Consider the following 21,243-nt stretch of genomic DNA (forward strand, 5'->3'; position numbering starts at 1 on the left):
CATTTCGTGTTCCTTCAGCAGTGCCAGGCCGCGACGACCGCGCGGGCTTGAGGCGGAGCCAGTCGCGGGTCACACAGGCTCGTGTACTTGCCCACGGTGGTCCGCGACGGATCGGACAGGCATTCGCCCACATCGTCGGGGGTGGTCTCCAGATGAAGTCCGCCCGCGACCGCGCCCGCCTCGAGCAGCACCGACCGGAACCGCGTCACTTCGCGCACCATCGCGTCGAGGTAGCGGGTCTTGGCGCCGTCGGCCAGGATCACGGTGTTCGCGTGCATCGGATCGCACATCCAGATGACCGGGTGTTGGCGCGCGCGCACGGCGCGCACCAGGCGGGGCAGGCGCTGGGCCAGCTTCGCCGCCCCCATTCGCACGATCAGCGTGAGCCGACCGGGTTCGCGGGCGGGGTCGAGCCGTTCGCACAGCGCGATCAGTTCCTCGACGTCGATGTCGGGGCCGATCTTGCAGGCGACGGGGTTGCGCACCTCGGCGAGCAGGCGCACGTGCGCGCCGTCCGGGTCGCGGGTGCGCTCGCCGATCCACGGCCAGTGCGTCGACCCGAGCAGCGCGCCCGAGGCGGTGGCCCGCACCTGCGGGATCTCGTAGTCCAGCAGCAGCGCTTCGTGACTGGTCCAGATCCGCGCGCCGTCCCAGGAGTAGCGGCCCAGCCCGCGCCACCCGAGGTGGCCCATGACCTCGCGGGCGGCCTCGTAGCAGTCGAGCAGGCGACGGGGGTCGGGCCTGCGGGCCTGGGCCAGCGGTTCGGGCCCGTTGACCAGATGCCCTCGGTAGCTGGGGATCTCCACCCCGGCGACCGTCTCGTGGGTGCGTCCCCGGGGTTTGGCGTACTGGCCCGCGATCCGGCCGACCCGCAGGACGGGACGTCCGGTGCGCAGGGCCAGTTCGCCGCCCAGCGCGTCGAGCAGGCCGACCTTGCGCGCGACGTCGGCCGCGGTGCGCTCGGCCGGGTCCTCCGCGCAGTCGCCTGCCTGCACGACCAGCGCCTCCCCCGCCGCGACCGCGACCAGCGCGCGCCGCAGTCTGGCCACGCCCTCGCCGTCGACCAGCGGGGCGCGCTCGGCCAGTTCCCGCCGCGCCAGGGCGACCGCGCGCTCGTCCTCCCACACGGGCTGCTGACGCGCGGTCACGGGACGGGTGTCGAGATCCTCCGACATCGTCAACCAGCCCAACCGAGGTCCGCGCCGAGCCGGAAGCACAGCGATCCCCAGAAGAAGCCGGAACCGATCGCGCCGAGCACGATGACGTCGTCGCGGCGGGCCAGCCCGGCGGTCGCGAGCTTGTACAGCGAGGTCAGCGGCGAGGCCGCGCCGGTGTTGCCCAGCACGTCGCCGGTGATCGGCACCCGCGCGGGATCGACGCCGACGACCTTGCCGATCTCCCTGACCAGCCGCACATTGGCTTGGTGCAGGGCGAATCCGGCGATGTCGCCGACCGCGAGCCCGGCGTGCCCCAGAGTGGCGCGCACCGAGGCGGGAACGTGGGTGATGGCCTGATCCCACACGACCTTGCCGTCCATGTTCATGTAGGTGCGCCCGGCCTCGGTCCGGCCGCCGACCTCGGCGTGCGGCGCCCACCACGGGGTCGCCAGATTCACGGCGGGGTGCGGCGAATGGCCGAGATCGTAGGCGAGCAGTCCGCCGGACTCGGTGCGCCGCAACACAGTGGCGGCCGCCGCGTCGCCGAAGAAGATCCGCGTGGTGCGGTCGGTCGGGTCGGTGATGCCGGAGACCCGCTCCCCGCACACGATCAGCGCGGTCCGCACGCCTTGCTCCTGGAGCAGACAGGCGGCCAGGTGCAGTGCGTACGTGGAGGCCGCGCAGGCGTATTGGGTCAGGTCCACGATGCGGGAGGTGTCGATGCCGAGTCGGTCGGCGATCGTGATCCCCACCGACGGGAAGAAGTAGTCGGGGCTCGAGGTGGCGGTCACCACGACATCGACCTCGGCCGCGGACAACTCGCCCGCGGCCAGCGCGGCGGCCGCGGCCTCGGTCATCAGATCGTCGAGACTCTCCTCCGGATCGAGGAACCGGCGCTCCAGGACGCCGATCTTCTGCTCGATCCACTCGGGGGTGCTGTCGAGCACCGCGCACAGGTCGGCGTTGGTGACGACGCGTTTGGGCAGGGCGACGGCTACACCGCACAGGTCGACCGGCGCGAGATTCCAGGTGGGCACGCTGATTCCCCCTCAGCCCTGATCGAAGGACATCTTCAGCCGCCCCGTGTGGTGCGGGCTCAGCGGCGGACGCTTGTCCAGCGGGATGCCGAACCATTCCTGGTAGGCGGTCAGCACCGCGGCGTCGTCCTCGAGTTTCGTGGTGGTCTTCTCCCCGCCCCGGGTGACGGTCAGCACGTCGTCCTTGAGCACCACCCAGCCGTCCTCGAGCGGCAGCGAACAGAACAGCGATTGCAGCAGCGGCGAATCCGGGCTCGACCGGTACCACCACAGGTTCTGCGCGAAATCGGCCAACTGCACGGGTTCGTCGAAGAACCGGTACAGCAGTCGGCCGCCGCAGTAGACGTCGGTCGAGCGGTGGTCCACGCGCACGGTGCGGAATTCGCCGTGCGGATCGGACTGCGCACCGTCGGCGCTGACCAGCAGCGGGAACCGACTGCCCTTGCCGAAGCCGATGTCGGCGATGTAGCGGCGGCCGCCGATGTTCACCGTCATCAGCAGGTGGTTGAACGGCGGGGTGAAGCGGTCGATGATCCACACCTGCCCTTGGTGCAGGGTGGTGTCGAAACCCAACGCGCGCAACAGGAACAGGAAGCCGGTGTTGATCTCGCCGCAGCCGCCGCCCTTGCGCAGGCGCACGATCTTGTCCACGGCGCGCTCGTCCATCTGGATGTCGACGCCGGTGTGGTAGTCGATGCTCTCGAACGGCACCGAGAGCACATGCCGCTCGTGCAGGCGACGCAGCGTCGCCAGATCCGTGTCCACCGGTCCCTCGACACCGATGCGCTCGAGGTACGCGGCGACGATTTCTTCGCTCAACATGATTGATTCACTCTCCGATCGAACCGAATCTCGGAAACAATTTCTCGGCATTCGCGTAATTCAGCATCGCGGTGTCGGCGTCATCGAATCCGCCGAGTGCCAACAGCGCCTTTCCGTTCTCCGCGCTGAACGATTCCGGCATCAGCGGGAAATCGGTGCCCACCAGGATCCGGGCGGGGTCGGCGAATTTCCGGAACGAGGCGAGAGCGAATTCGTCGCCGCCCATCGCCACGTCGTAGTACAGGCCGCGCAGCGAGCCGATCGGATCGTCGTCGATACGGTCGGCGAGTGCGGCGTTGATGAGCGGGCCGTAGGTCAACCGGCCCGCGTAGTAGGCCAGTCCGCCGCCGCCGTGGGACAGGATCATCCGCAGGCCGGGATGCCGTTCCAGGGTCTTCTCGTAGATCAGTTGCGCGCCGAGGCGCACCGTCTCGAACGGGAATTCGTAGAGCGAGATCGGCAGGCCGAAGTTCGGTTGGCCGGTGCACGCCGGGGCGGTGGGGTGGACGAACAGCGGCGTTCCCCGGCGCGCGGCCTCGGCGTGGAACGGGTCGAGCACCCGGTCCGCCACGTAGAGCCCCCGGTAGTTGGTGATCAGGCCGACACCGTCCAGGCCCAGGACGTCGATCGCGTACTCGAATTCGGTGAGCACCTCATCGACGTGCGGGAACGGCAGGATCGCGAAGGCGCCGAAGCGGTCGTCGTGCTGGGCGACGAACTCGGCGAACCACCGGTTGATCCGGCGCGCGAACCGACCCGCCTCGGCCGCGGGCAGGTCGGGCACGCCCGGCCACACGCTGACCACGGCGGCGCGGATGCCCTGCCGGTCCATCATCGCCAGGCTCGACTCGACGGTCCAGGTCGGCCGGTCGACGTTGGGCAGCAGCGACGGGACGCCGAGTTCCGCCAGTGCGGACAGGTAGTAGTCGGGCAGGATGTGGTGGTGGACGTCGATGGCGGTGTGCCAGGGCGTTCCCGATGCGGTGCTCATCGACTCGCTCAGGCCCGCGTGGTGCCGGCCGGGTTGCTGATCAGGCAGCGCCAGTAGCCGTCCGCGCCGCGCACCAGGATGTCGGCGGCGGTGCCCTCGATCCGCAACTGCTCGCCGTCGGGGCCCGGCCCCTCGTGCACGTAGTCGGCGATCAGCAACGCGATGTCGCCGACGGTGTAGACGTGGCGCACGTTCACGGTGATCGGCAGCCGGTGTTCCAGGGACTGCGCGGCGTTGTCCAGGGTGGCGGCGACCGGGATCGGCTGTCCGGGTTGCATCACCTGCAGCGCGTCCGGCGCGAACAGGCCGGGCAGGGCGGTGTAATCCCCCGCGTTGAATGCGACCGCGAATATCTCGAGCAGTTCTTCGGGGTTTCGGGCGAGTCGTGTTTCGGGCTGTGCGATTTCGGTCATGGCATCCACGATCGGCGGAACCCGCCGCCGCGTCGACACGCTCGCCGATATTGTGTCACCTCCCCCGTGAATTCCCCGCCGAGATGACGAACTATTCGAGGCGACATTGCCGCCCGATATCCGTGGGCGCAGGCTGGCCGATGACCGCAACGAATCCGAGCGTCGAGGAGTAACAGTGGTAAACATTGCCGTGGTCTTTCATTCGCGGAGCGGGAACGTGCATCGACTCGCGGTCGCGGCGGCCGAACGGGCGACCGAACTCGGGGCCGAGGTCCGCCTGCGCAAGCTGGCCGAACTCCCGGACACGATGGTGCTCGACGGGCAGGCGTACCAGGAGTTGGCCGAGGCGACCGCCGAGGTCCCGGTCGTCACCTGGGAGGACCTGATCTGGGCGGACGCGATCATGATCGGCACCCCCGTGCACTTCGGGCTGCCCGCGCCGGAACTGCTGCATTTCCTCGATCACGCGGGGCCGGTGGCGATTCCGGGCAAACTGGCGAACAAGGCGGTCACCGTCTTCGCCTCGGGATCGGCCTCGCACGCCGGGCAGCAGACCGCGATCCTGGCGGTGCACAACGCGGTGTGCCACTGGGGTTCGCTGATCGTGCCCAACGGGTCCAACACCGCCTTGCAGGCCTCCGACCACAACGGCAGCCCGTACGGCACGTGCAGCATCTCCCGGCACAAGCCCGCCAACGTCCACCCGGAGAACATCGAGGCCATCCGGTACCAGACGCTGCGCGTCTTCGAGGTCGCCCGCGCCTACGGCATCGGCTTGGCCCAGACCGAGAGCGCCATCGAATTCGTCGAATTGGAATGGGTGTCCAAGCAATTCGACATGGACGGCATCCCGCCTGCCTGGACCGAGCAGGCACCGACCGCCTGACCCGCGCGCCGACGACGGGCCCCGGCAGCGCGCCGGGGCCCGTTTCCGTTCGGTGCGCTCACGGCGTGAGCACGATGCGCCGCGGGCGGACCACACCGTCCTGCTGCCACCGGTGCGCCCGCGCCGCCTCGGCCAACGGCATCCGCTCGATCCCGCGACAGCGCAGGACGCCCGAGGCCAGCAGGCGATCGATCGCGACCGCCGCGTCGGCCAGTACCGCGCCGGTCGCGTTGGTGATGGCGAACCCCCGGATACTCGCGTCGTTGACGTAGAGCGCGCCCAGCGGCACCGCGACCTCGGCCCCGAGACCGGCCGACACCAGGATCCTGGCTCCCACGGCCAGCAACGGGCACACCGTCGCCAGGTCGTCGTGGCGCGTGGTGGTGTTCCAGTAGACGTCGACGCCCTCCGGGGCGAGTGTCCACAGCCGCGCGGGGTCGAGTCCGTCCACCACTTCCGCGGCGCCGCACTCGCTTCCCCAGTCGAGGTTCGCGGCCCGGTCCACGCCGATCACCCGCGCGCCGAGGTCGACGGCCATCTGCACCGCCGCCGACCCGACCGCGCCGCCGAGCCCCCGGATCAGCACCGTCTCCCCCGGGCGCACACCGGCCTGGACCACCAGGCCCAGATAGGCGGTCGCCGCCGGATGCACGAGCGCGACCGCCGCCACCTCGTCCGCCTCCGCTGGGAGCGGGTAGAGCCGGTCGGCGGGCACCGGGACGTATTCGGCGGCCGCGCCCTGTCGCCCCCCGTACCCGGCGCTGTTGCACCAGACCCGTTGTCCGGCCGCGAATCCGGTGACGCCCGCGCCCGTCTCGACCACCACACCGACCAGATCCCGGCCGACGATCTGCGGGAAGGCGACGCCCGCGCGCACCGCGCCCGACCGCAGGAAGGTGTCGACATGGTTGACCGAGCACGCCGCCACCCGGACCAGCACCTCCCCCGGTCCGGGATCGGGCCGAGGGCGCGGCCCATACACGATCGCATCCGGCGGCCCGAACGCGGTGATGTACGCGGCGTTCATCGCGGCCATCTCAGCTCCGCACGGCGAAGAGCATGCGGCTCAACTCCAATCGCCGCGTCTTGCCGGTTCCCGTGCGCGGCAGACGCCGCATCGGCAACTGGATCGGCTCGCACAGCGTCGGCAGACCCGCCACCGCGCGCTCCCAGGCGGCCCGGTCCAACGGACGCTCGTCGCGGGTCACCACGACCGGGACCGGGCGCTGCCGCTCGTCGCGGACCAGCACCACCTCCGCGAGACTGTCCATGCGGGCCAGCAATTCGTCCTCCACGCGCAACGTGCTGTCGATCCCGGGGATCAGGTCCACCTCGCGATCGGACAGGTGCAGACATCCCCACCGACTGCGGTAGCCGACATCGCCCATCGCCCACCAGCGCCCGTCCACCTGACGGTGGTAGCGGTCGTCCTCCTCGAGGTAGGTGACCGCGCGTCCGTCCGACAGCGCCTGCACGGGACCGGGCGCGGCGCGGGTGGCCCGCCTGCCGTCCCGCTCGACCACCCGCACGTCGGTCGCGCCCGGGAACGCGTAGCCGACGCAGCGCCAGTCGGCGGTGGCCTTGCGGAATTTCGTGCTCAACCGCACCACCGTCGGGCCGATCTCGCTCTGCCCGTACAACTGGACGTGCAGGGGGAACCGCCTGCGCGAGGCGGCCAGCAGCGCGAGCACCGTGCGCGGGTGGACCGCGTCGAACGTGGTACTCAGCAAGGTCAGGTTCCGCAGCGGGGCGGCGGGATGCTCGGCCAACTCCTCCCATTCGATCAGCGCGTTGGGGTGGGCCTCGAACACCCCGGGCCGGAACCGGGCCAGCAGTCCGACGTTGTCGGCGGCGGGTGAATCGCGCAGGATCACCAGCGGGAAACCGCGGCGCAGCGAGACCGCCAACGCGGTGACCAACCGCGAGTGCACGAACGACACCTGGATCGCGACGGCTTCGCGCCCGCGCAACAGCAGGCGCGCGCCCGCCGCCTGCGGTCGGTACCGCGCGCGCATCGTCCACGCCGTGTGCACCACCAGTTTCGGCACGCCCGTGGTGCCGGAGGTGTGGGTCACCAGCATCGGCTGATGCCGATCGGGGCGCGTGTAATCCAATGGTCGCGAGGTGTCGGGCCGCAGCGGCGTCGTGCCCTCGACCTCCCCCGCGACCACCAGCACCGCGCGTGCGCGGCCGCGCACGCCCGCGTCGAGCCGCTCGACCAGTGTCGCCTCGTCGGTGACCAGGAACGGGCCCGCGCACCGCGTCAGCAGTTCGCCGACCGTCTCGCCGGTCAGCGCGGGCGACAGGCAGACGGGCACGCCGCCCGCCCGGTTGACCGCGCAGGCGAGCAGGAAGATGTCGAATCCGTCGGACTTGTGGATCGCGACCTTCGCACCCGCGCCCACCCCGGCCGCCCGCAACGCCACCGCCAACCCCTCCACCACCCGCGCGCAATCCGCGACGGTGATCGTCGTCCCCAATTCCGGTGCCACGTCCAGCCGATGATTCAACATCACCAGACCGTGCGGATTGCGCAGCGCCGCCTCGGCGAACAATTCGCCCAGATACAGTCCGCGATTCCCGAGACGTTGCAGGATCATCGTTTCGTCCCGCCCGCGACGGCGGCCGATTCGATCGTCGCGCGAATCGCCGCCAGGGTGACCGACATATCGCGTTCGATCTTGTCGCTCCATTCGGCGATGAATCGCGGGCGGTCGGGTTCGGGAATCTGCGCGAGGATTCCGCGCATCCCCTCGGTGAGACTGCCCATCTCGAAGCAGTGGACCAGGCGGGTGCCGCCCGAGGCGGTCGGCGCGAGCTGGAACGACCACACGCTCTGCTGTGCCCTGCCCGCGCTGTCACGCATCGCCCACCCGAACACGCTGGGCCTTTCGCTGAAAACGACCTCGGCGTAGGTGGTCCAGGCACCGCGCACCACCGGCGCCCAGCCCACCACGTCGGGCGCCCGGTTGTTGTGCCCGCGGAACACCGAGCCGACGACCTCAGGGCCACCGGACACCCATTCCCCGCCCGCGCACTCCGGACTCCATTCCCCGGAGCGGGTCAGGTCGCTGACACAGGAGAACACGGTGTCCGGATCGGCGGATATCTCGATTTCCCGGAAAACGTGGAAAATTCCGGCCTTGTCATTGTTCGGCAGAGGATTCATGGACCAATTCTATGCAGCGTCCTCGCGCAATTCCCGTGGTCGTCCGATAATTGCGCGCACATTGTCAGGTCGCGGAATCGGCGGCGAATTCTGGTGCGCGGTGCATCCAGTCGAGCCGATCGTGCAGATCCGTCACCGACATCGAGCGCAGCACCTCGTCGCGCCGCTGGGCCGCCGCCCCCGCCGCGTGCCACAGTCCGATGCTGGCGCGGGCCGTGCGCTGCACGCGCGCGGTCCGGGGCTGACGGCGGGCGGTGTACTCGCGCAGACGCCCCGCCACGTCGGTCCGCGCGTCGCCCAGCAGGCCGCCCAGTTCCACGGCGTCCTCGAGGGCCTGGCAGGCCCCCTGGGCCAGATAGTGCAGGCTCGGGTGCGCGGCGTCGCCGAGCAGCGCCACGCGGCCCTCGCACCACTGCTCGACCGGCGCGCGGTCGATCAGGCTCCAACTGCGCCACTCCCCGGCCACGCGCAGCAGGCGACGCGCCGTCTCCGACAGCGGCGCGAACCAGTCCAGGACGTCTTCCCGCGCGACCGGCACGTCACCGAAGGCGGTGCGCACCCCCGTCTCCCGACTCGGCGCGAGATTCATGAACTTCCCGCCCGCGATCGGATAGTGCACGAAATGCTGTCCCGGACCGGTCCACCAAGTCGCCGCGTTCACCCGGAACTCCTCGGGCACCTCGGCCATCGGGACGATGGCCCGGTAGACGGTGATGCCCGCGACCAGCGGATCACCGTCACCGAGCAGTTGCGCCCGCACCGCCGAGCGGATGCCGTCCGCGCCGATCAACGCCGCGCCGCTCACCCGTTCGCCGGAGTCGAGCACCGCCGTCGCCGAGGTTCGGTCCTGCTCGTAGCCGACCACCCGGCACCCGCCGCGCAGGTCGATCCGGTCCGAGTCCGCGCACGCCTCGACCAGGATCCGGTGCAGTTCGGCCCGGTGCACCACGGCGTAGGACCGCCCGAAGCGGGCGCGGTACTCCTCGGTCAGCGGCACCCGGGTGACGAGTTCGCCGCTGACGCCGTTCATGAACCGCAACTCCTCCAGGCGCACGGCGATCTCGCGCACCCGGTCGGCCACGCCGAGCAGTTCCAGCGCCCGCATCCCGTTCGGGGCGATCTGGATGCCCGCGCCCAACTCGGCGAATTCCGGGGCGCGTTCCAGCACCACCGCCGTACCGCCCGCCGCGGCCGTGGCCAGGGCCGCCGCCAGCCCGCCGATACCGCCGCCGATCACCGTCGTGCGCGCCATGCCGATCCTCCCGTAGCGTCCGGTGTCCCGTGACCGACTCTGTCCGGGGGCGCGGGCGCGGGCAACGAAGTCGACGGCACTACATCAAGTCGACCTGCGATCGGGAGGGGTCGTGCAGGGCACGCGCCTGGGCCACAACGGCCGGCGCTACGCCCCTGCGGTGTCATGCAGATCGGAGGGAGTTCGCGAAGGGATCGCGCCCGCAACGGCTCGGGAGTGACAGGCTTCGCGGAGTGAGGAAGTGTGCGCCGAAGGGGAAGGGGGCGCGGCGGGTGGAACACGCCTTTCCACTATCAACTTATAACGGACCCGGGGCCTTGCGGCAAGGCCCCGGTGGTGCCGCACAATCATCGGCCGGACCGGAAACACGACGTCGACCGGCGACCGCGGTGTCCGGATCGGAGAGGGTGAGCACGCACATGTCTACGCGGAACCACGAGGACGAACTGCGCCGCGAGCAGGACTACGTGCGCGGCCTCTACACGCGCCTGGACGCCGAGCGGGCGCGCGCCAGGGGCCGATACACCACCGCGCTGCGGGGTACCGGTACCACGCTGATGGAACGCGACTTCGAGGTCCGCGCCCTGGCCGAGCAGGTGAAACGACTCGACGTCGCCGACAGCGGACTGTGTTTCGGGCGGTTGGACGCCGAGACGGGCGAGCGGTCCTACATCGGGCGCATCGGCCTCCACGACGAAGCCGACGAATTCGAACCGCTGCTGCTGGACTGGCGCGCGCCCGCCGCGCGCCCCTTCTACGTCGCGACCGCCGCCAATGCGGAGGGCATGCGGCGGCGACGCCAGTTCCACAGCCACGGCCGCGAACTGCTCGACTACACCGACGAGGTGCTGGGACGGCCCGGCGCGGCGGAGCACGGCGACGCGGCGCTGCTCGCGGCCGTCGACGCGCCGCGCGGGGCCGGGATGCGCGACATCGTCGCCACCATCCAGGCCGAACAGGACGAGATCATCCGCCTCGACCACCCGGGCGTCCTGGTGATCGAGGGCGGACCGGGCACCGGCAAGACCGTGGTCGCGCTGCACCGCGTCGCCTACCTGCTCTACACCCAGCGGGAACAGATGGCGCGCAACGGCGTCCTCGTCGTCGGGCCCAATCCGGCGTTCCTGCACCACATCGGGCGGGTGCTGCCCTCGCTCGGGGAGACCACGGTGGTGTTCACCACCGTCGGCGACCTCGTGCCGGGGCTGCGCGTCACCGCCGAGGACACCGAACAGGCCGCGCGCGTGAAGGGTTCGCGCCGAATCCTCGACGTGCTCGCGGCGGCGATCGCCGACCGTCAGCGCGTGCCCGAGGACCCGCTGACCATCGAACTGTCCGATGTCACGACCCGCATCGACGCCGCCACCGCCGAGTGGGCCAGGGAAGAAGCGCGCGCCAGCGGCCTGCCGCACAACCAGGCCCGCGCGGTCTTCCTCGACGTCGTCACCTACGTGCTCACCGAACGCGCCATCGCGCGCATCGGCCAGGGTTGGCTGACCAGGGACGACCGCGAAGCCTGGGAACAACTGCGCGGCGACCTGAAAGCCGAACTGGCCGAGAACGACCGGTTCGTCGCCGCGATCGACGCGCTCTGGCCGATCCTGACCCCGCGCGATCTGCTCGCGGACCTCTACACCTCCCCCGAGCGCTTGCGGGCGGCCGGAGCCGACGCCGCCCTGCTGCGCGCGGACGGCCGGGCGTGGACGGTGTCGGATGTGCCACTGCTGGACGAACTGGTCGACCTGCTGGGCGCGGACGGCGCGCCCGACGACACGGCCGAACGGGAGCAGCGCGCCGAGGCCGCCTACGCCGCGGGGGTCCTGGACATCCTCGTCGCCCGCGAGGACCACATGGACGACGAGGACCACCTGTTCGCCCACGACCTGGTCTACGCGGAGGATCTGGCCGACCGCTTCCTCGAACGCGATACCCGCGACCTGGTCGACCGCGCCGCCGCCGACCGCGACTGGACCTACCGCCACATCGTGGTCGACGAGGCGCAGGAGTTGTCGGAGATGGACTGGCGGGTGCTGATGCGCCGCTGCCCCGGCCACTCGTTCACCATCGTCGGCGACCTCGCCCAGCGCCGCGCGCCTGCGGGCGCGACATCGTGGGCCGACGTACTCGACCCCTATGTCCCCGGCCGCTGGGTCTACCGCGGGCTCACCGTCAACTACCGCACGCCCGCCGAGATCATGTCCGTGGCCGCCGACCTGCTCGCCGATTTCGCGCCGGAGGTCCACCCGCCCGACTCCGTGCGCGCCTGCGGCGTGGCCCCTTGGTCACGCGCGGTCACCGACGCCGAACTCCCCTCCGCCATCGCGGAATTCGTCGCCACCGAAGCCGACCAGGCGGGCACCAGCGTCGTCATCGGACCGCCCGGCCTGGCGGGCGCGGTCTCCGCGACCGAGACCAAGGGGCTGGAATACGACGCCGTCCTGGTCGTGGACCCCGACCTGATCCTCGCCGACGGCCCGCGCGGCGCGGCCGAACTCTACGTCGCCCTCACCCGGGCGACCCAGCGCCTGGGCGTCCTGCACCGCCACCCCCTGCCCCCGGCCCTCGCGGGCTTGGTCGCCCGGGACTGATCCCGGCGGGGCCACGAGGTCACGCCACGCCCCGCCGGTAGTGCTCCGCGACCGCGTGGAAGGCGGCCTTCGGCTCCCACGCCATCTCGGGATAGGTCGCGCCGCGGCGATCCTCGTAGACCTTGACGATGCCGTAACTGGCGAGGTCGAGATCCGCGCGCGGGTCGCCGTCCGGTCGGTGGACGTGGTCGTAGAGGGCGAAGGTGAACACGAAAGCGGCGTGCACGCCTTCGTTCTCGAAGACCGTCAGCAGGTCGCGCAGGTATTCGGCCTGCGCGGCTTCGTCGCGGTCGTAGCGGGCGTCCAACCGCTGGGGTGTGCCGCGGTCGTCGTATTCCACGATGTCCAGGCCGGTCGCACCGCGCTCGGCGGCGCCGGCGAAACTCGACGCGCCGAATTCGGTGACGGCGACCGGTTTGCCCAGGGCGACGAGGGCGCGCACCCCGTCGGCGAAGCGGTCGGCGACCTCGGCGCTGCGGTAGAGGTCCATCGAGATCATCTCGAAGCGCGACCAGTCGACGTTCTCCCAGTGGATCGCGGCGTAGGTGAGCGGGCCGTGGAAACGCGCCCGCACGAGGTCGACGGCGGCGGTGAGGAATTCGTTCACCCGAACCGCCGCGTCACCGAGGTGTTCGCGCAGACCGTCGGGCCGCCGCAACAGCGCCATCCGCTCGGCGAAGGTGCCGCCGGGCAGGAAGCCGAGGTTCATCAGGCTCAGTTCCGCGCCGGTGACGAAGACGATCTCGGCTCCGGCCGCGCGCAGGCGTTCGGCGCGCTCTGCGCAGTCGGCGAACAGCGTCAGGATCGCCTCGGGGGCGAGGTCGAGCGGATAGGGCGAGTACCAGACCGCCAGGCCGAGTTCGGCGGCGATGCTCGCGGCCGTGTCGAGGCGTTCGGGGTCGCCGCCCATCACGCGCACGGCGGTGCAGTGCAGGTCGTCGCGGATCACGCGCATCTCCCGTCGCACGATGTCGGGGTCGGGATCGGGGCGCGAGTAGTTCCCCGCGCGCAGGAATCCGGTGTCGTAGCTGATGCCTCTGATGTCCACGGCGTCGCCTTTCGGATCGAAATAAGGAACGTTCAGTACCGTAACTCGAGGCGAAGAAGAACAGCAAGGGCGCACAACAAGGTACGATCCGACCGGATAGGAACCGAGAGGAGGCGGCGGTGGCGCAGACGCGGCGGCGCGGCGCGGAATTGGAGGCGGCGATCCTGCGGGCGGCGGCCGACGAGCTCACCGAGACCGGCTACGCGGGCCTGACCATGGACCGGGTGGCCGCGCGCGCCGGGACCAACAAGAACGCGCTCTACCGGCGATGGCCGAACCGGCTCGCCCTCGGCGTCGCGGCTTACCGCCTGCTCGGCGCCACCGTGGCGCTGCCCGACACCGGATCGCTGCGCGGCGACGTCCTCGAACAGTTGCGTCGCGCGAACCGGCACTGGAGTTCCCCGCTCGGCGCGATCCTGCGCGACCTGATGGCCGCGGCGGGCGGGGCCGCCGAACTGCTCGCCCAACTGCCGGACGAGTCCGCGGACTCCACCACCACCGCGTGGCTCACGATCCTCGGACGGGCGGTCGCGCGCGGCGAGATCCGGCCCGAAGCGCTGCACCCCCGGGTGGCGACGGTCGCGATCGTGCTGCTGCGCAACGAATTCGTGGTGCGCGGGGTTCCGTCCGCGCCGGACGACGTGCTGGTCGAGATCGTGGACCAGGTGTATCTGCCGCTGGTCCGGCAGCGCTGAGGCCACCCGCCTTCGAAACGGGTGAGGGCGGGACCGCCACCGGTCCCGCCCTCGAACGCCAGGTGGATCAGGCCAGCTTGAGCGAGCGGCCGATGATCTCCTTCATGATCTCGGTGGTGCCACCGTAGATCGTCTGGATGCGGGCGTCGGTGTACGCCTTGGCGATCGGGTATTCCTTCATGTAACCGTAGCCGCCGTGCAGTTGCAGGCACCGGTTGATGAGGTCGAGCTGCTCCTCGGTGCTCCACCACTTCGCCTTGGCGGCGTCCTCCGCCGAGAGCTTCTTGGCGTTGAGGTCCTCGATGAACTTGTCGACCAGCACGCGCACGGCGGTGGTCTTGGTGGCCAGTTCGGCCAGCACGAAACGGGTGTTCTGCTGCGCGCCGATCGGCTTGCCGAACGCCTTGCGGTCCCGGACGTACTGGATGGTCATGTCCAGACATGCCTCCATGGCGGCCGCGGCCATCACCGAGATGGACATGCGCTCCTGCGGCAGGTTCTGCATGAGGTGGATGAAGCCCATCCCCTCGGTGCCCAGCAGGTTCTTGTTGGGCACGCGCACGTCGGTGAAGCTCAGCTCGGCGGTGTCCTGGGCCTTGAGACCGATCTTGTCCAGGTTGCGGCCGCGCTCGAAGCCCGGCATGCCCCGCTCGACGACGAACAGGCTGAAGCCCATCGCGCCCTTCTCCGGGTCGGTCTGGGCGACCACGATCACGATGTCGGCGTTGATGCCGTTGGTGATGAAGGTCTTCGCGCCGTTGATGATCCAGTCGTCGCCGTCGCGGACCGCGCGGGTCTTGATGCCCTGCAGGTCCGAACCGGTGCCGGGCTCGGTCATCGCGATGGCGGTGATGATCTCACCGGCGCAGAAACCGGGCAGCCAGCGCTTCTTCTGCTCGTCGTTGGTCAGCTCCAGCAGGTAGGGCGCGATGACGTCGTTGTGCAGCGAGAAACCCAGGCCCGAGAACTGCGACTTGGTCACTTCCTCGGTGAGAACGGCGTTGTAGCGGAAGTCCTCGACACCGCCGCCGCCGAACTCCTCCGGCACGGCCATGCCGAGGAAGCCCTGCTTACCGGCCTCGACCCACACCGCGCGGTCGACGACGCCTTCCTCTTCCCACTGCGCGTGGTTCGGCGCGACATGCTGATCGAGAAACTTGCGGAACGACTCCCGGAACAGATCGTGCTCGGGTTCGAACAGTGTGCGCTCCACACCAACCTCCTAGTGACCACACCGGCCGGTCCACACCGACCCGTCGTTGTCACACACGGTACCCGGAATGAGAACCGTTGTTCACTTCTGGTCCCGAAATCGTTGTCTCACCTGGACCGGATGGGAACCGATGTTCGTTTATCGGCCGAACCCCCGCCTCACCGCCGCACCCGGTGGGCCGCCGCTCAGACGGGCAGGGCCGACCGCAACCGACCGAGCAGGCCGCGACCGGAATCGCGGTCGCGTTCGGCGAACAGGAAGGTCAACTCCTCCTCGAGGCTCTTGCGGACCACGTCGCGCAACTCGGATGCGGCCGCGTCCAGATCCTCGGCGTCGCGCCAGGGGGCCGGGTCGATCGGGGTGCCCGCGGAGAAGTAGAAGCGCTCCGGGCGCGGCAACGCCGTCGGACCGAGCCCGCGCAGCAACGGCGGGGTCAGGTTCGTTTTCAGGCCCAGGGCCTGCACGGCCCAGCGCACCGGCCGCATGACCGGGTGGTCGCCGTCGAAGACGATGTCGTAGGCGTCATCGATGCCGATCATCGCGACCGGCACGATCGGCGCGCCCGCCTCGATGGCCATCCGCGCGAAGCCGGTGCGGCCCTCCCATTTGAGGACGTACTTCTCGTCCTTGCGGCGGATCGCCTCGCGACCGCCGCCCGGGAAGACGATGACCGCCTCACCGCGCCGCAGCAGCGTCATGCAATTGTCGCGGGTGCCGCGAACCGACCCGTAGTAGTGCAGGAAATGCCGCACGCCGGGCACCGAGATGAGCAGATTCTCGGCCAGTCCGCGAATGAGCCTGCCGCGGGTGCGCAACACTTCGGGCATCAGCAGCGGGGCGTCGATGACGCCCATCAGATTGTGGTTGCCGACCAATAGCACCGGGCCGTCGGCGGGAATGTTGTCCAGCCCGTGGAAACGTGGACTGGTCCACGCGCGCAGCGGCGCGAGCAGCGCCTCGAGCACCCGCAGATCGGTTTCGTCCAAGGCGACCTCGAGCGGTGCGCCGTCGGAAAGGGTCACCTCGGTACGCGAGGATTCAAGCATCGGTGTCTCCATCGAATGTCGGATCCCAGCACTTCGTCGTAGTGGAATGTGCGTCCCCTGCGCCGCATGTGGATGCGGCCTCGGTCACCCACGGTACCCGATCGGTATGGCTCCTGAGCCCGCCGCGCGATGGCCCGGAAGTGGCCTCCGACGGTCCCGCGACCCGCCGGATCCGTCCGCGCCGATCGGCCGCGGCGGTACTCGCCGATACCGAAATCGCCTGACGATCAGCGGAATCCAGCTGGAACGCACCCCGGGTCGGCTAGCGGGGAGGTAGCCGCGCGCATCCGACTGTCGCGATTGCCGCGCGGACCGGGACAGCACAGAAGAATGTGGCGAAGACAACAATCGACGCGACCCGCCGAGCAAACCGGACAGTTTTGTCCGGGAAAAGGAAGCCGCGGCGGCGAATTCATGATCGAATTCTCCGCCGCGGCCGCCGATATCCGGGGAGCGATGGCCCAGGAACGCGAATCAGCTCGCGGTGCCCGCGTGCGCGAATTCCGCCAGCGACGCCGCCAACGCGTGCGGCACGCGGGCGCGCACCCGGGTGCCGCCCTCCTCGTGCTCGGAGGAGATGATCCGACCGTCGGCGTGGATGCGTGCCAGCAGATCGCCACGGGTGTACGGCAGCAGCACGCTGACCTCCACGTCCAAGCCGCCGAGCACCTCGGCCAACCGCGCCCGCAACTGCTCGATCCCGACGCCGCTGTGCGCGGAGACGAACGCCGCGTCCGGCAGCAGACCGCGCAACCTCGTCAGCTCCGTCGGGTCGACCGCGTCGATCTTGTTGACCACCAGCAGTTCCGGCGGCGCGGACGCGCCCTGCTCCTTGATCACGTCGGTGATCACCTCGCGCACCGCCTCGATCTGACCCGCGGGCATGGGATCGGACCCGTCCACCACGTGCAGCAGCAGATCCGCGCCCGTCACCTCCTCCAGCGTCGAACGGAACGCCTCGACCAACTGGGTGGGCAGGTGGCGCACGAAACCGACGGTGTCGGTGAACACGACCTCGCGACCGTCGTCGAGCGCGGCCCGGCGGGTGGTCGGGTCGAGGGTGGCGAACAGCGCGTCCTGCACCAGCAGACCCGCGCCGGTCAACGTGTTCATCAGACTCGACTTGCCGGCGTTGGTGTAGCCCACGATCGCCACCGAGGGGACGCCGCTGGAATCGCGACGCGCCCGCTTGGTGTCGCGCGCGGTCTTCATCTCGCGGATTTCGCGGCGCAGCTTGGCCATCCGCTCGCGGATGCGCCGACGGTCGGTCTCGATCTTCGTCTCACCGGGACCGCGCAGACCCACGCCGCCGTTGCTGCCCGCCCGGCCGCCCGCCTGGCGCGACATCGACTCGCCCCAGCCGCGCAGGCGCGGCAGCATGTACTCCATCTGCGCCAGCGCGACCTGCGCCTTGCCCTCGCTGGAGGTGGCGTGCTGGGCGAAGATGTCCAGGATCAGCGCCGTGCGGTCGATCACCTTGACCTTGACGACCTTCTCCAACGCGGTCAGCTGCGCCGGGGTCAGCTCACCGTCGCAGATGACGGTGTCGGCCCCGGAGTCCAGCACCACCGCGCGCAGTTCCTCGGCCTTGCCGGAGCCGATGTAGGTGGCCGGATCGGGTTTGTCGCGCCGCTGGATCAGCGCCTCGAGCACCTGCGACCCCGCGGTCTCGGCCAGCAGCGCCAATTCGGCCATGCTGGCGTCGGCCTGGGCGGCGGTGCCACTGGTCCACACCCCGACCAGCACCACCCGCTCCAACCGGAGTTGCCGGTACTCGACCTCGGTGATGTCGGTGAGCTCGGTGGACAGCCCGGCGACGCGGCGCAGCGAACTGCGGTCCTCCAACTGGAGCTCGCCGGTGGTCGGGGCCGCCGACCAGCCCGCGTGCCGGGTGCCGCGCAGCCGCTGTTCGCGCTCGGCCATCCGGGCGGCGTGGGCGGCCACCGGGTCGTCGTCGCCGTAGTCGGCCGCGGTGACATCCTCGCCCGCCTCGGCGCGCTCGTCACCGTCGGCGGAAGTGATGTCGAATCTCTCTGAATTGCTCATACACCATCCATGCTGCCACGTCGTCGCGGGTCAGCGCATTCGATATTCCCGCCGGGCCCCGCTCAGAGCCCGGTCCACCACTGTTCGGCCAGGCGTCCCGTGGCCACCAGCACCGAGGGTCCGCGCAGCCGCGCCTGCCCCGCCGCCAAGCCCACGCCGACCTCGCCGCCGGGGACGCGGATGCGCACCTCGCCGGAATCGGAGGCCAGGTCGAAGCCCTCGGCGCTCAGCGCGGCGGCCGCCGCGGCCACGGTTCCCGTTCCGCAGGAACGGGTTTCGCCGACGCCGCGTTCGTAGACGCGCATATCGGCCACGCGGTCGCCGTCGAGCGGGGTCAGGATCTCGATGTTGACCCCTAGCGGGAACAGGTCGGGGTCGTATCCGGGCGAGACGGTCAGGTCCAGTTTCGCCAGCGCCTCGGCCGACAACTCCGGGTCGACGCAGGCCAGATGCGGATTCCCCACGTCGATGCCGATTCCCGGGTAGCCCCAGCCGCCGATGGTCGCCGTCGAGGCCCCCAGCGAACGCACCGCGCCCATCCCCACGGTGACCTCGCCGTGCGCCGGACCGGCCGCGTGCACGGTGACCGGCCTGGCCCCGGCGCGACTGCCGACCACGTACTCCGCGCGGCTCTCCAACCCGGTCGCGGCCAGGTAGTGGGCGAAGACCCGCACACCGTTGCCGCACATCTCGGCGATCGACCCGTCCGCGTTGCGGTAGTCCATGAACCAGTCCGCGGCGGCGACGCCGTCCGGCAGCGCGTCGAGCACGCCCGCCGCGCGCAGCGCCCCCGCCTTCGCCACCCGCAGCACCCCGTCCGCGCCGAGCCCGCGCTGCCGGTCGCACAGGGCGGTGATCCGCCGCACGGACAGGTCGAGGCGCACGTCGAGGTCGGGTAGCACGACGAAATCGTTCTCGGTGCCGTGCCCCTTGGTGAACTCGATGTCCGCCACGCTGCCCACTTCCTGTCTCCGGATGGTCCGACTCCGATTATCCGGTACCGCCGCGACCGCGCGGGCGGTGCACTCCGCTCGCGGGCCGCTACCGGGCGAACGTGCGGCGCTGCCGGGATATTTCGTAGAGCGCGACCGCGCCCGCCGAGGGCGCGCCGAGCGAACTGGCGGTGCCGCCCATCGGGATGGAGACCAGATCGTCGCAGGCCGCCTGCCAGGCCGCGCTCATCCCGCTGGTCTCGTTGCCGACGACCAGGATGGTGGATTCGGTGAAATCGTGGTCGAACACGGGGTGGGAGCCGTGTTCGTCGGTGCCGACGACGCGGGTCGGTATCCCGCGCGCGATCTGCCGGTCGCGCAGGTCGAGCACCTGGGCGGCCCCCGCCGCGCGGAACACCGGCACCGCGAACAGCGATCCGGTCGAGGCGCGCACCGCCTGCGGGTCGTACTGGTCGGCGCCGTGCCCGGTGACGATCACCGCCGACGCGCCGAAGGCGTCCGCGGACCGGATCAGCGTGCCGAGGTTGCCGGGCGAATTGGGGCGGTCGAACACCACGATCACCGGCGGCGTCTCGCCGGGCTCCCCCGGTTCGTAGGTCGCCAGGTCGTTGGTCCGCGAGATGGCCACGGCCACGACCTCCGGTATGCCCGCGGACTTCTCGCCCAGTTCGGCCATGAGTTCGGGCACCAGGCCGACGCACGGGATCTCGGCGGTGTCGAGCAGTTCCCTGGCCCACCCGGACAACTCCGGCGCGCCGAGCCGGTACAGCAGCGTCTCGAGCGGCCAACCGTTGGCGACGGCCTGGCTGATCGGGCGCACGCCCTGCACCAGGAAACGGCCGTCGCGGTTGCGGGTGGCCCGATTCGACAGGTACGCCTCCCACACCTGGACCGAGGCGTTGCGGGTGCGGACCCGGCGCGGCGCGAGATCACCGGCCGCCCCGCGTCCCTGCCCCGCGCGCGTGCCTCCGGTGGGCCGGTCGTGTCCATCGATCAAGGTGCGGTCCGTTCGGTCGAGTCGAGCAGGGTCAGCGCGGTCGCCGCGAGATCCGGATCGGCACCGTCGACCCAGTGCACCCGGGGATCGCGACGGAACCACGAGCGCTGTCGCCGCACGTAGCGACGGGTGCCGATCAGCGTGCGTTCCCGCGCGTGGTTCAGGTCGTATTCGTTGTCCAGGTAGGCGAGGACTTGCGCGTAACCGATGGCGCGACGCGCGGTGACGCCCGCGCGCAGACCCCGGTCGATCAGCGCGCGCACCTCCTCGACCAGCCCCTGCTCGAACATCCGCGCGGTGCGGAGCTCGATCCGGGCGTCCAGTTCCTCGGTGTCCCGATCCACGCCGAGAATCGTTGTTCCCCAGCGCGGTTCGCCGATGACGGGGGCCGAGGCCGCGAACGGGCGGCCGGTGAGTTCGACCACCTCGAGCGCGCGCACCATGCGCCTGCCGTCGGTCGGCAGAATCGTACGCGCCGCCACCGGATCGGCCGCGCGCAGCGCCTCGTGCACCGCGGCGACCCCTTCGCGGTCGAGCAGATCCTCCCAACGGGCCCGCACCTCGGGATCGGTGGCCGGGAACTCCCACTGGTCCAGCAGTGCCTGCGCGTACATCATCGAACCGCCGACGATGATCGGCACCCGCCCCCGCGCGCGGATCGCGGCCACGTCGGCGGACGCGGCGCTCTGGTAGGCGGCGACCGTCGCGTACTCGGTGACCTCGAGCACGTCGAGTTGGTGGTGCGGGATACCGCGCCGCTCGTCCTCGGGAAGTTTGGCGGTGCCGATGTCCATGCCCCGGTACAACTGCATCGCGTCGATGTTGACGATCTCGCCGCCCAGGCGTTCGGCCAGCGCGAGCCCGAGATCGGATTTGCCCGTCGCGGTCGGTCCGACGACCGCGATCGGGGTGAGCGGGTCACGACTCATC

19 protein-coding genes are annotated in these 21,243 nt (G+C 70.5%); 3 read left to right on the top strand and 16 right to left on the bottom strand.

The features are described from left to right. Window positions 1-14 precede the first annotated feature (14 nt). The 5 genes from ON30_RS17855 to ON30_RS17875 are packed head-to-tail and all read right to left on the bottom strand — an operon-like array spanning window position 15 to window position 4,420. Window positions 15-1,175: a 3-deoxy-7-phosphoheptulonate synthase gene (locus ON30_RS17855; RefSeq protein WP_040708574.1), complete on the bottom strand. Its 1,161-nt coding sequence runs from the start codon at window positions 1,173-1,175 to the stop codon at window positions 15-17. A gap of 2 nt (window positions 1,176-1,177) precedes the next feature. After that, window positions 1,178-2,194, bottom strand: coding sequence for a ketoacyl-ACP synthase III (locus ON30_RS17860; RefSeq protein WP_040708575.1), 1,017 nt, complete (start codon window positions 2,192-2,194; stop codon window positions 1,178-1,180). Between the two features lie 12 nt (window positions 2,195-2,206). After that, window positions 2,207-3,016, bottom strand: coding sequence for an arylamine N-acetyltransferase family protein (locus ON30_RS17865; RefSeq protein WP_040708576.1), 810 nt, complete (start codon window positions 3,014-3,016; stop codon window positions 2,207-2,209). Window positions 3,017-3,023: 7 nt separating this feature from the next. Then, window positions 3,024-4,007 carry an amidohydrolase family protein gene (locus ON30_RS17870; protein WP_051029480.1) on the bottom strand — a complete coding sequence of 328 codons (984 nt, stop codon included), beginning with the start codon at window positions 4,005-4,007 and terminating at the stop codon, window positions 3,024-3,026. An 8-nt stretch (window positions 4,008-4,015) separates the two neighbouring features. Next, on the bottom strand, window positions 4,016-4,420 hold the full coding sequence (locus tag ON30_RS17875; RefSeq protein WP_051029481.1) for a YybH family protein: 405 nt from the start codon (window positions 4,418-4,420) through the stop codon (window positions 4,016-4,018). A 190-nt stretch (window positions 4,421-4,610) separates the two neighbouring features. Between ON30_RS17875 and ON30_RS17880 the strand changes: the two genes are divergently transcribed. Then, window positions 4,611-5,306: a flavodoxin family protein gene (locus tag ON30_RS17880; protein WP_063719901.1), complete on the top strand. Its 696-nt coding sequence runs from the start codon at window positions 4,611-4,613 to the stop codon at window positions 5,304-5,306. A 58-nt stretch (window positions 5,307-5,364) separates the two neighbouring features. Here ON30_RS17880 and ON30_RS17885 read toward each other — a convergent pair whose 3' ends face one another. From ON30_RS17885 to ON30_RS17900, 4 genes are all read right to left on the bottom strand, one after another. Beyond that, window positions 5,365-6,342, bottom strand: a complete 978-nt coding sequence (locus ON30_RS17885) for an NADPH:quinone reductase (protein WP_218006278.1) — start codon at window positions 6,340-6,342, stop codon at window positions 5,365-5,367. 1 nt (window position 6,343) lies between these two features. After that, a complete protein-coding gene (locus tag ON30_RS17890; protein ID WP_040708578.1) occupies window positions 6,344-7,906 on the bottom strand; it encodes an AMP-binding protein in 1,563 nt (520 codons plus the stop codon). After that, on the bottom strand, window positions 7,903-8,475 hold the full coding sequence (locus tag ON30_RS17895) for an SRPBCC family protein (RefSeq protein WP_040708579.1): 573 nt from the start codon (window positions 8,473-8,475) through the stop codon (window positions 7,903-7,905). The genes ON30_RS17890 and ON30_RS17895 overlap by 4 nt, the downstream gene beginning before the upstream one ends. Window positions 8,476-8,539: 64 nt before the next feature. Beyond that, a complete protein-coding gene (locus ON30_RS17900; protein WP_040708580.1) occupies window positions 8,540-9,727 on the bottom strand; it encodes an FAD-dependent monooxygenase in 1,188 nt (395 codons plus the stop codon). A 419-nt stretch (window positions 9,728-10,146) separates the two neighbouring features. Between ON30_RS17900 and helR the strand changes: the two genes are divergently transcribed. Further along, window positions 10,147-12,315 carry an RNA polymerase recycling motor ATPase HelR gene (helR, locus tag ON30_RS17905; protein ID WP_051029482.1) on the top strand — a complete coding sequence of 723 codons (2,169 nt, stop codon included), beginning with the start codon at window positions 10,147-10,149 and terminating at the stop codon, window positions 12,313-12,315. A gap of 19 nt (window positions 12,316-12,334) precedes the next feature. On the opposite strand, the gene ON30_RS17910 is transcribed toward helR, so the two are convergent. Continuing rightward, entirely contained in the window at window positions 12,335-13,363 is a 1,029-nt protein-coding gene (locus tag ON30_RS17910; protein WP_040708581.1) for a glycoside hydrolase family 113 protein, read from the bottom strand. A 119-nt stretch (window positions 13,364-13,482) separates the two neighbouring features. On the opposite strand from ON30_RS17910, the gene ON30_RS17915 reads away from it, so the two are divergent. Further along, on the top strand, window positions 13,483-14,058 hold the full coding sequence (locus ON30_RS17915; protein WP_040708582.1) for a TetR/AcrR family transcriptional regulator: 576 nt from the start codon (window positions 13,483-13,485) through the stop codon (window positions 14,056-14,058). Window positions 14,059-14,125: 67 nt separating this feature from the next. Here the strand turns inward: ON30_RS17915 and ON30_RS17920 are convergent, their stop codons facing one another. From ON30_RS17920 to miaA, 6 genes are all read right to left on the bottom strand, one after another. Next, window positions 14,126-15,271: an acyl-CoA dehydrogenase family protein gene (locus tag ON30_RS17920; RefSeq protein ID WP_040708583.1), complete on the bottom strand. Its 1,146-nt coding sequence runs from the start codon at window positions 15,269-15,271 to the stop codon at window positions 14,126-14,128. 185 nt (window positions 15,272-15,456) lie between these two features. Continuing rightward, entirely contained in the window at window positions 15,457-16,317 is an 861-nt protein-coding gene (locus tag ON30_RS17925; RefSeq protein ID WP_051029483.1) for a lysophospholipid acyltransferase family protein, read from the bottom strand. A gap of 474 nt (window positions 16,318-16,791) precedes the next feature. Further along, window positions 16,792-18,240 (bottom strand): GTPase HflX, encoded by a 1,449-nt coding sequence (hflX, locus tag ON30_RS17930; RefSeq protein ID WP_040708644.1) that lies wholly within the window; start codon window positions 18,238-18,240, stop codon window positions 16,792-16,794. 185 nt (window positions 18,241-18,425) lie between these two features. Further along, window positions 18,426-19,307 carry a diaminopimelate epimerase gene (gene dapF, locus ON30_RS17935; protein ID WP_040708645.1) on the bottom strand — a complete coding sequence of 294 codons (882 nt, stop codon included), beginning with the start codon at window positions 19,305-19,307 and terminating at the stop codon, window positions 18,426-18,428. 97 nt (window positions 19,308-19,404) lie between these two features. Beyond that, entirely contained in the window at window positions 19,405-20,313 is a 909-nt protein-coding gene (locus ON30_RS17940; RefSeq protein WP_373282575.1) for a TrmH family RNA methyltransferase, read from the bottom strand. Continuing rightward, a complete protein-coding gene (gene miaA, locus ON30_RS17945) occupies window positions 20,310-21,242 on the bottom strand; it encodes a tRNA (adenosine(37)-N6)-dimethylallyltransferase MiaA (RefSeq protein WP_040708584.1) in 933 nt (310 codons plus the stop codon). The genes ON30_RS17940 and miaA overlap by 4 nt, the downstream gene beginning before the upstream one ends. Window position 21,243 lies beyond the last annotated feature (1 nt).

The sequence above is a fragment of the Nocardia takedensis NBRC 100417 genome, assembly GCF_000308695.1.
Lineage (GTDB): Bacteria > Actinomycetota > Actinomycetes > Mycobacteriales > Mycobacteriaceae > Nocardia > Nocardia takedensis.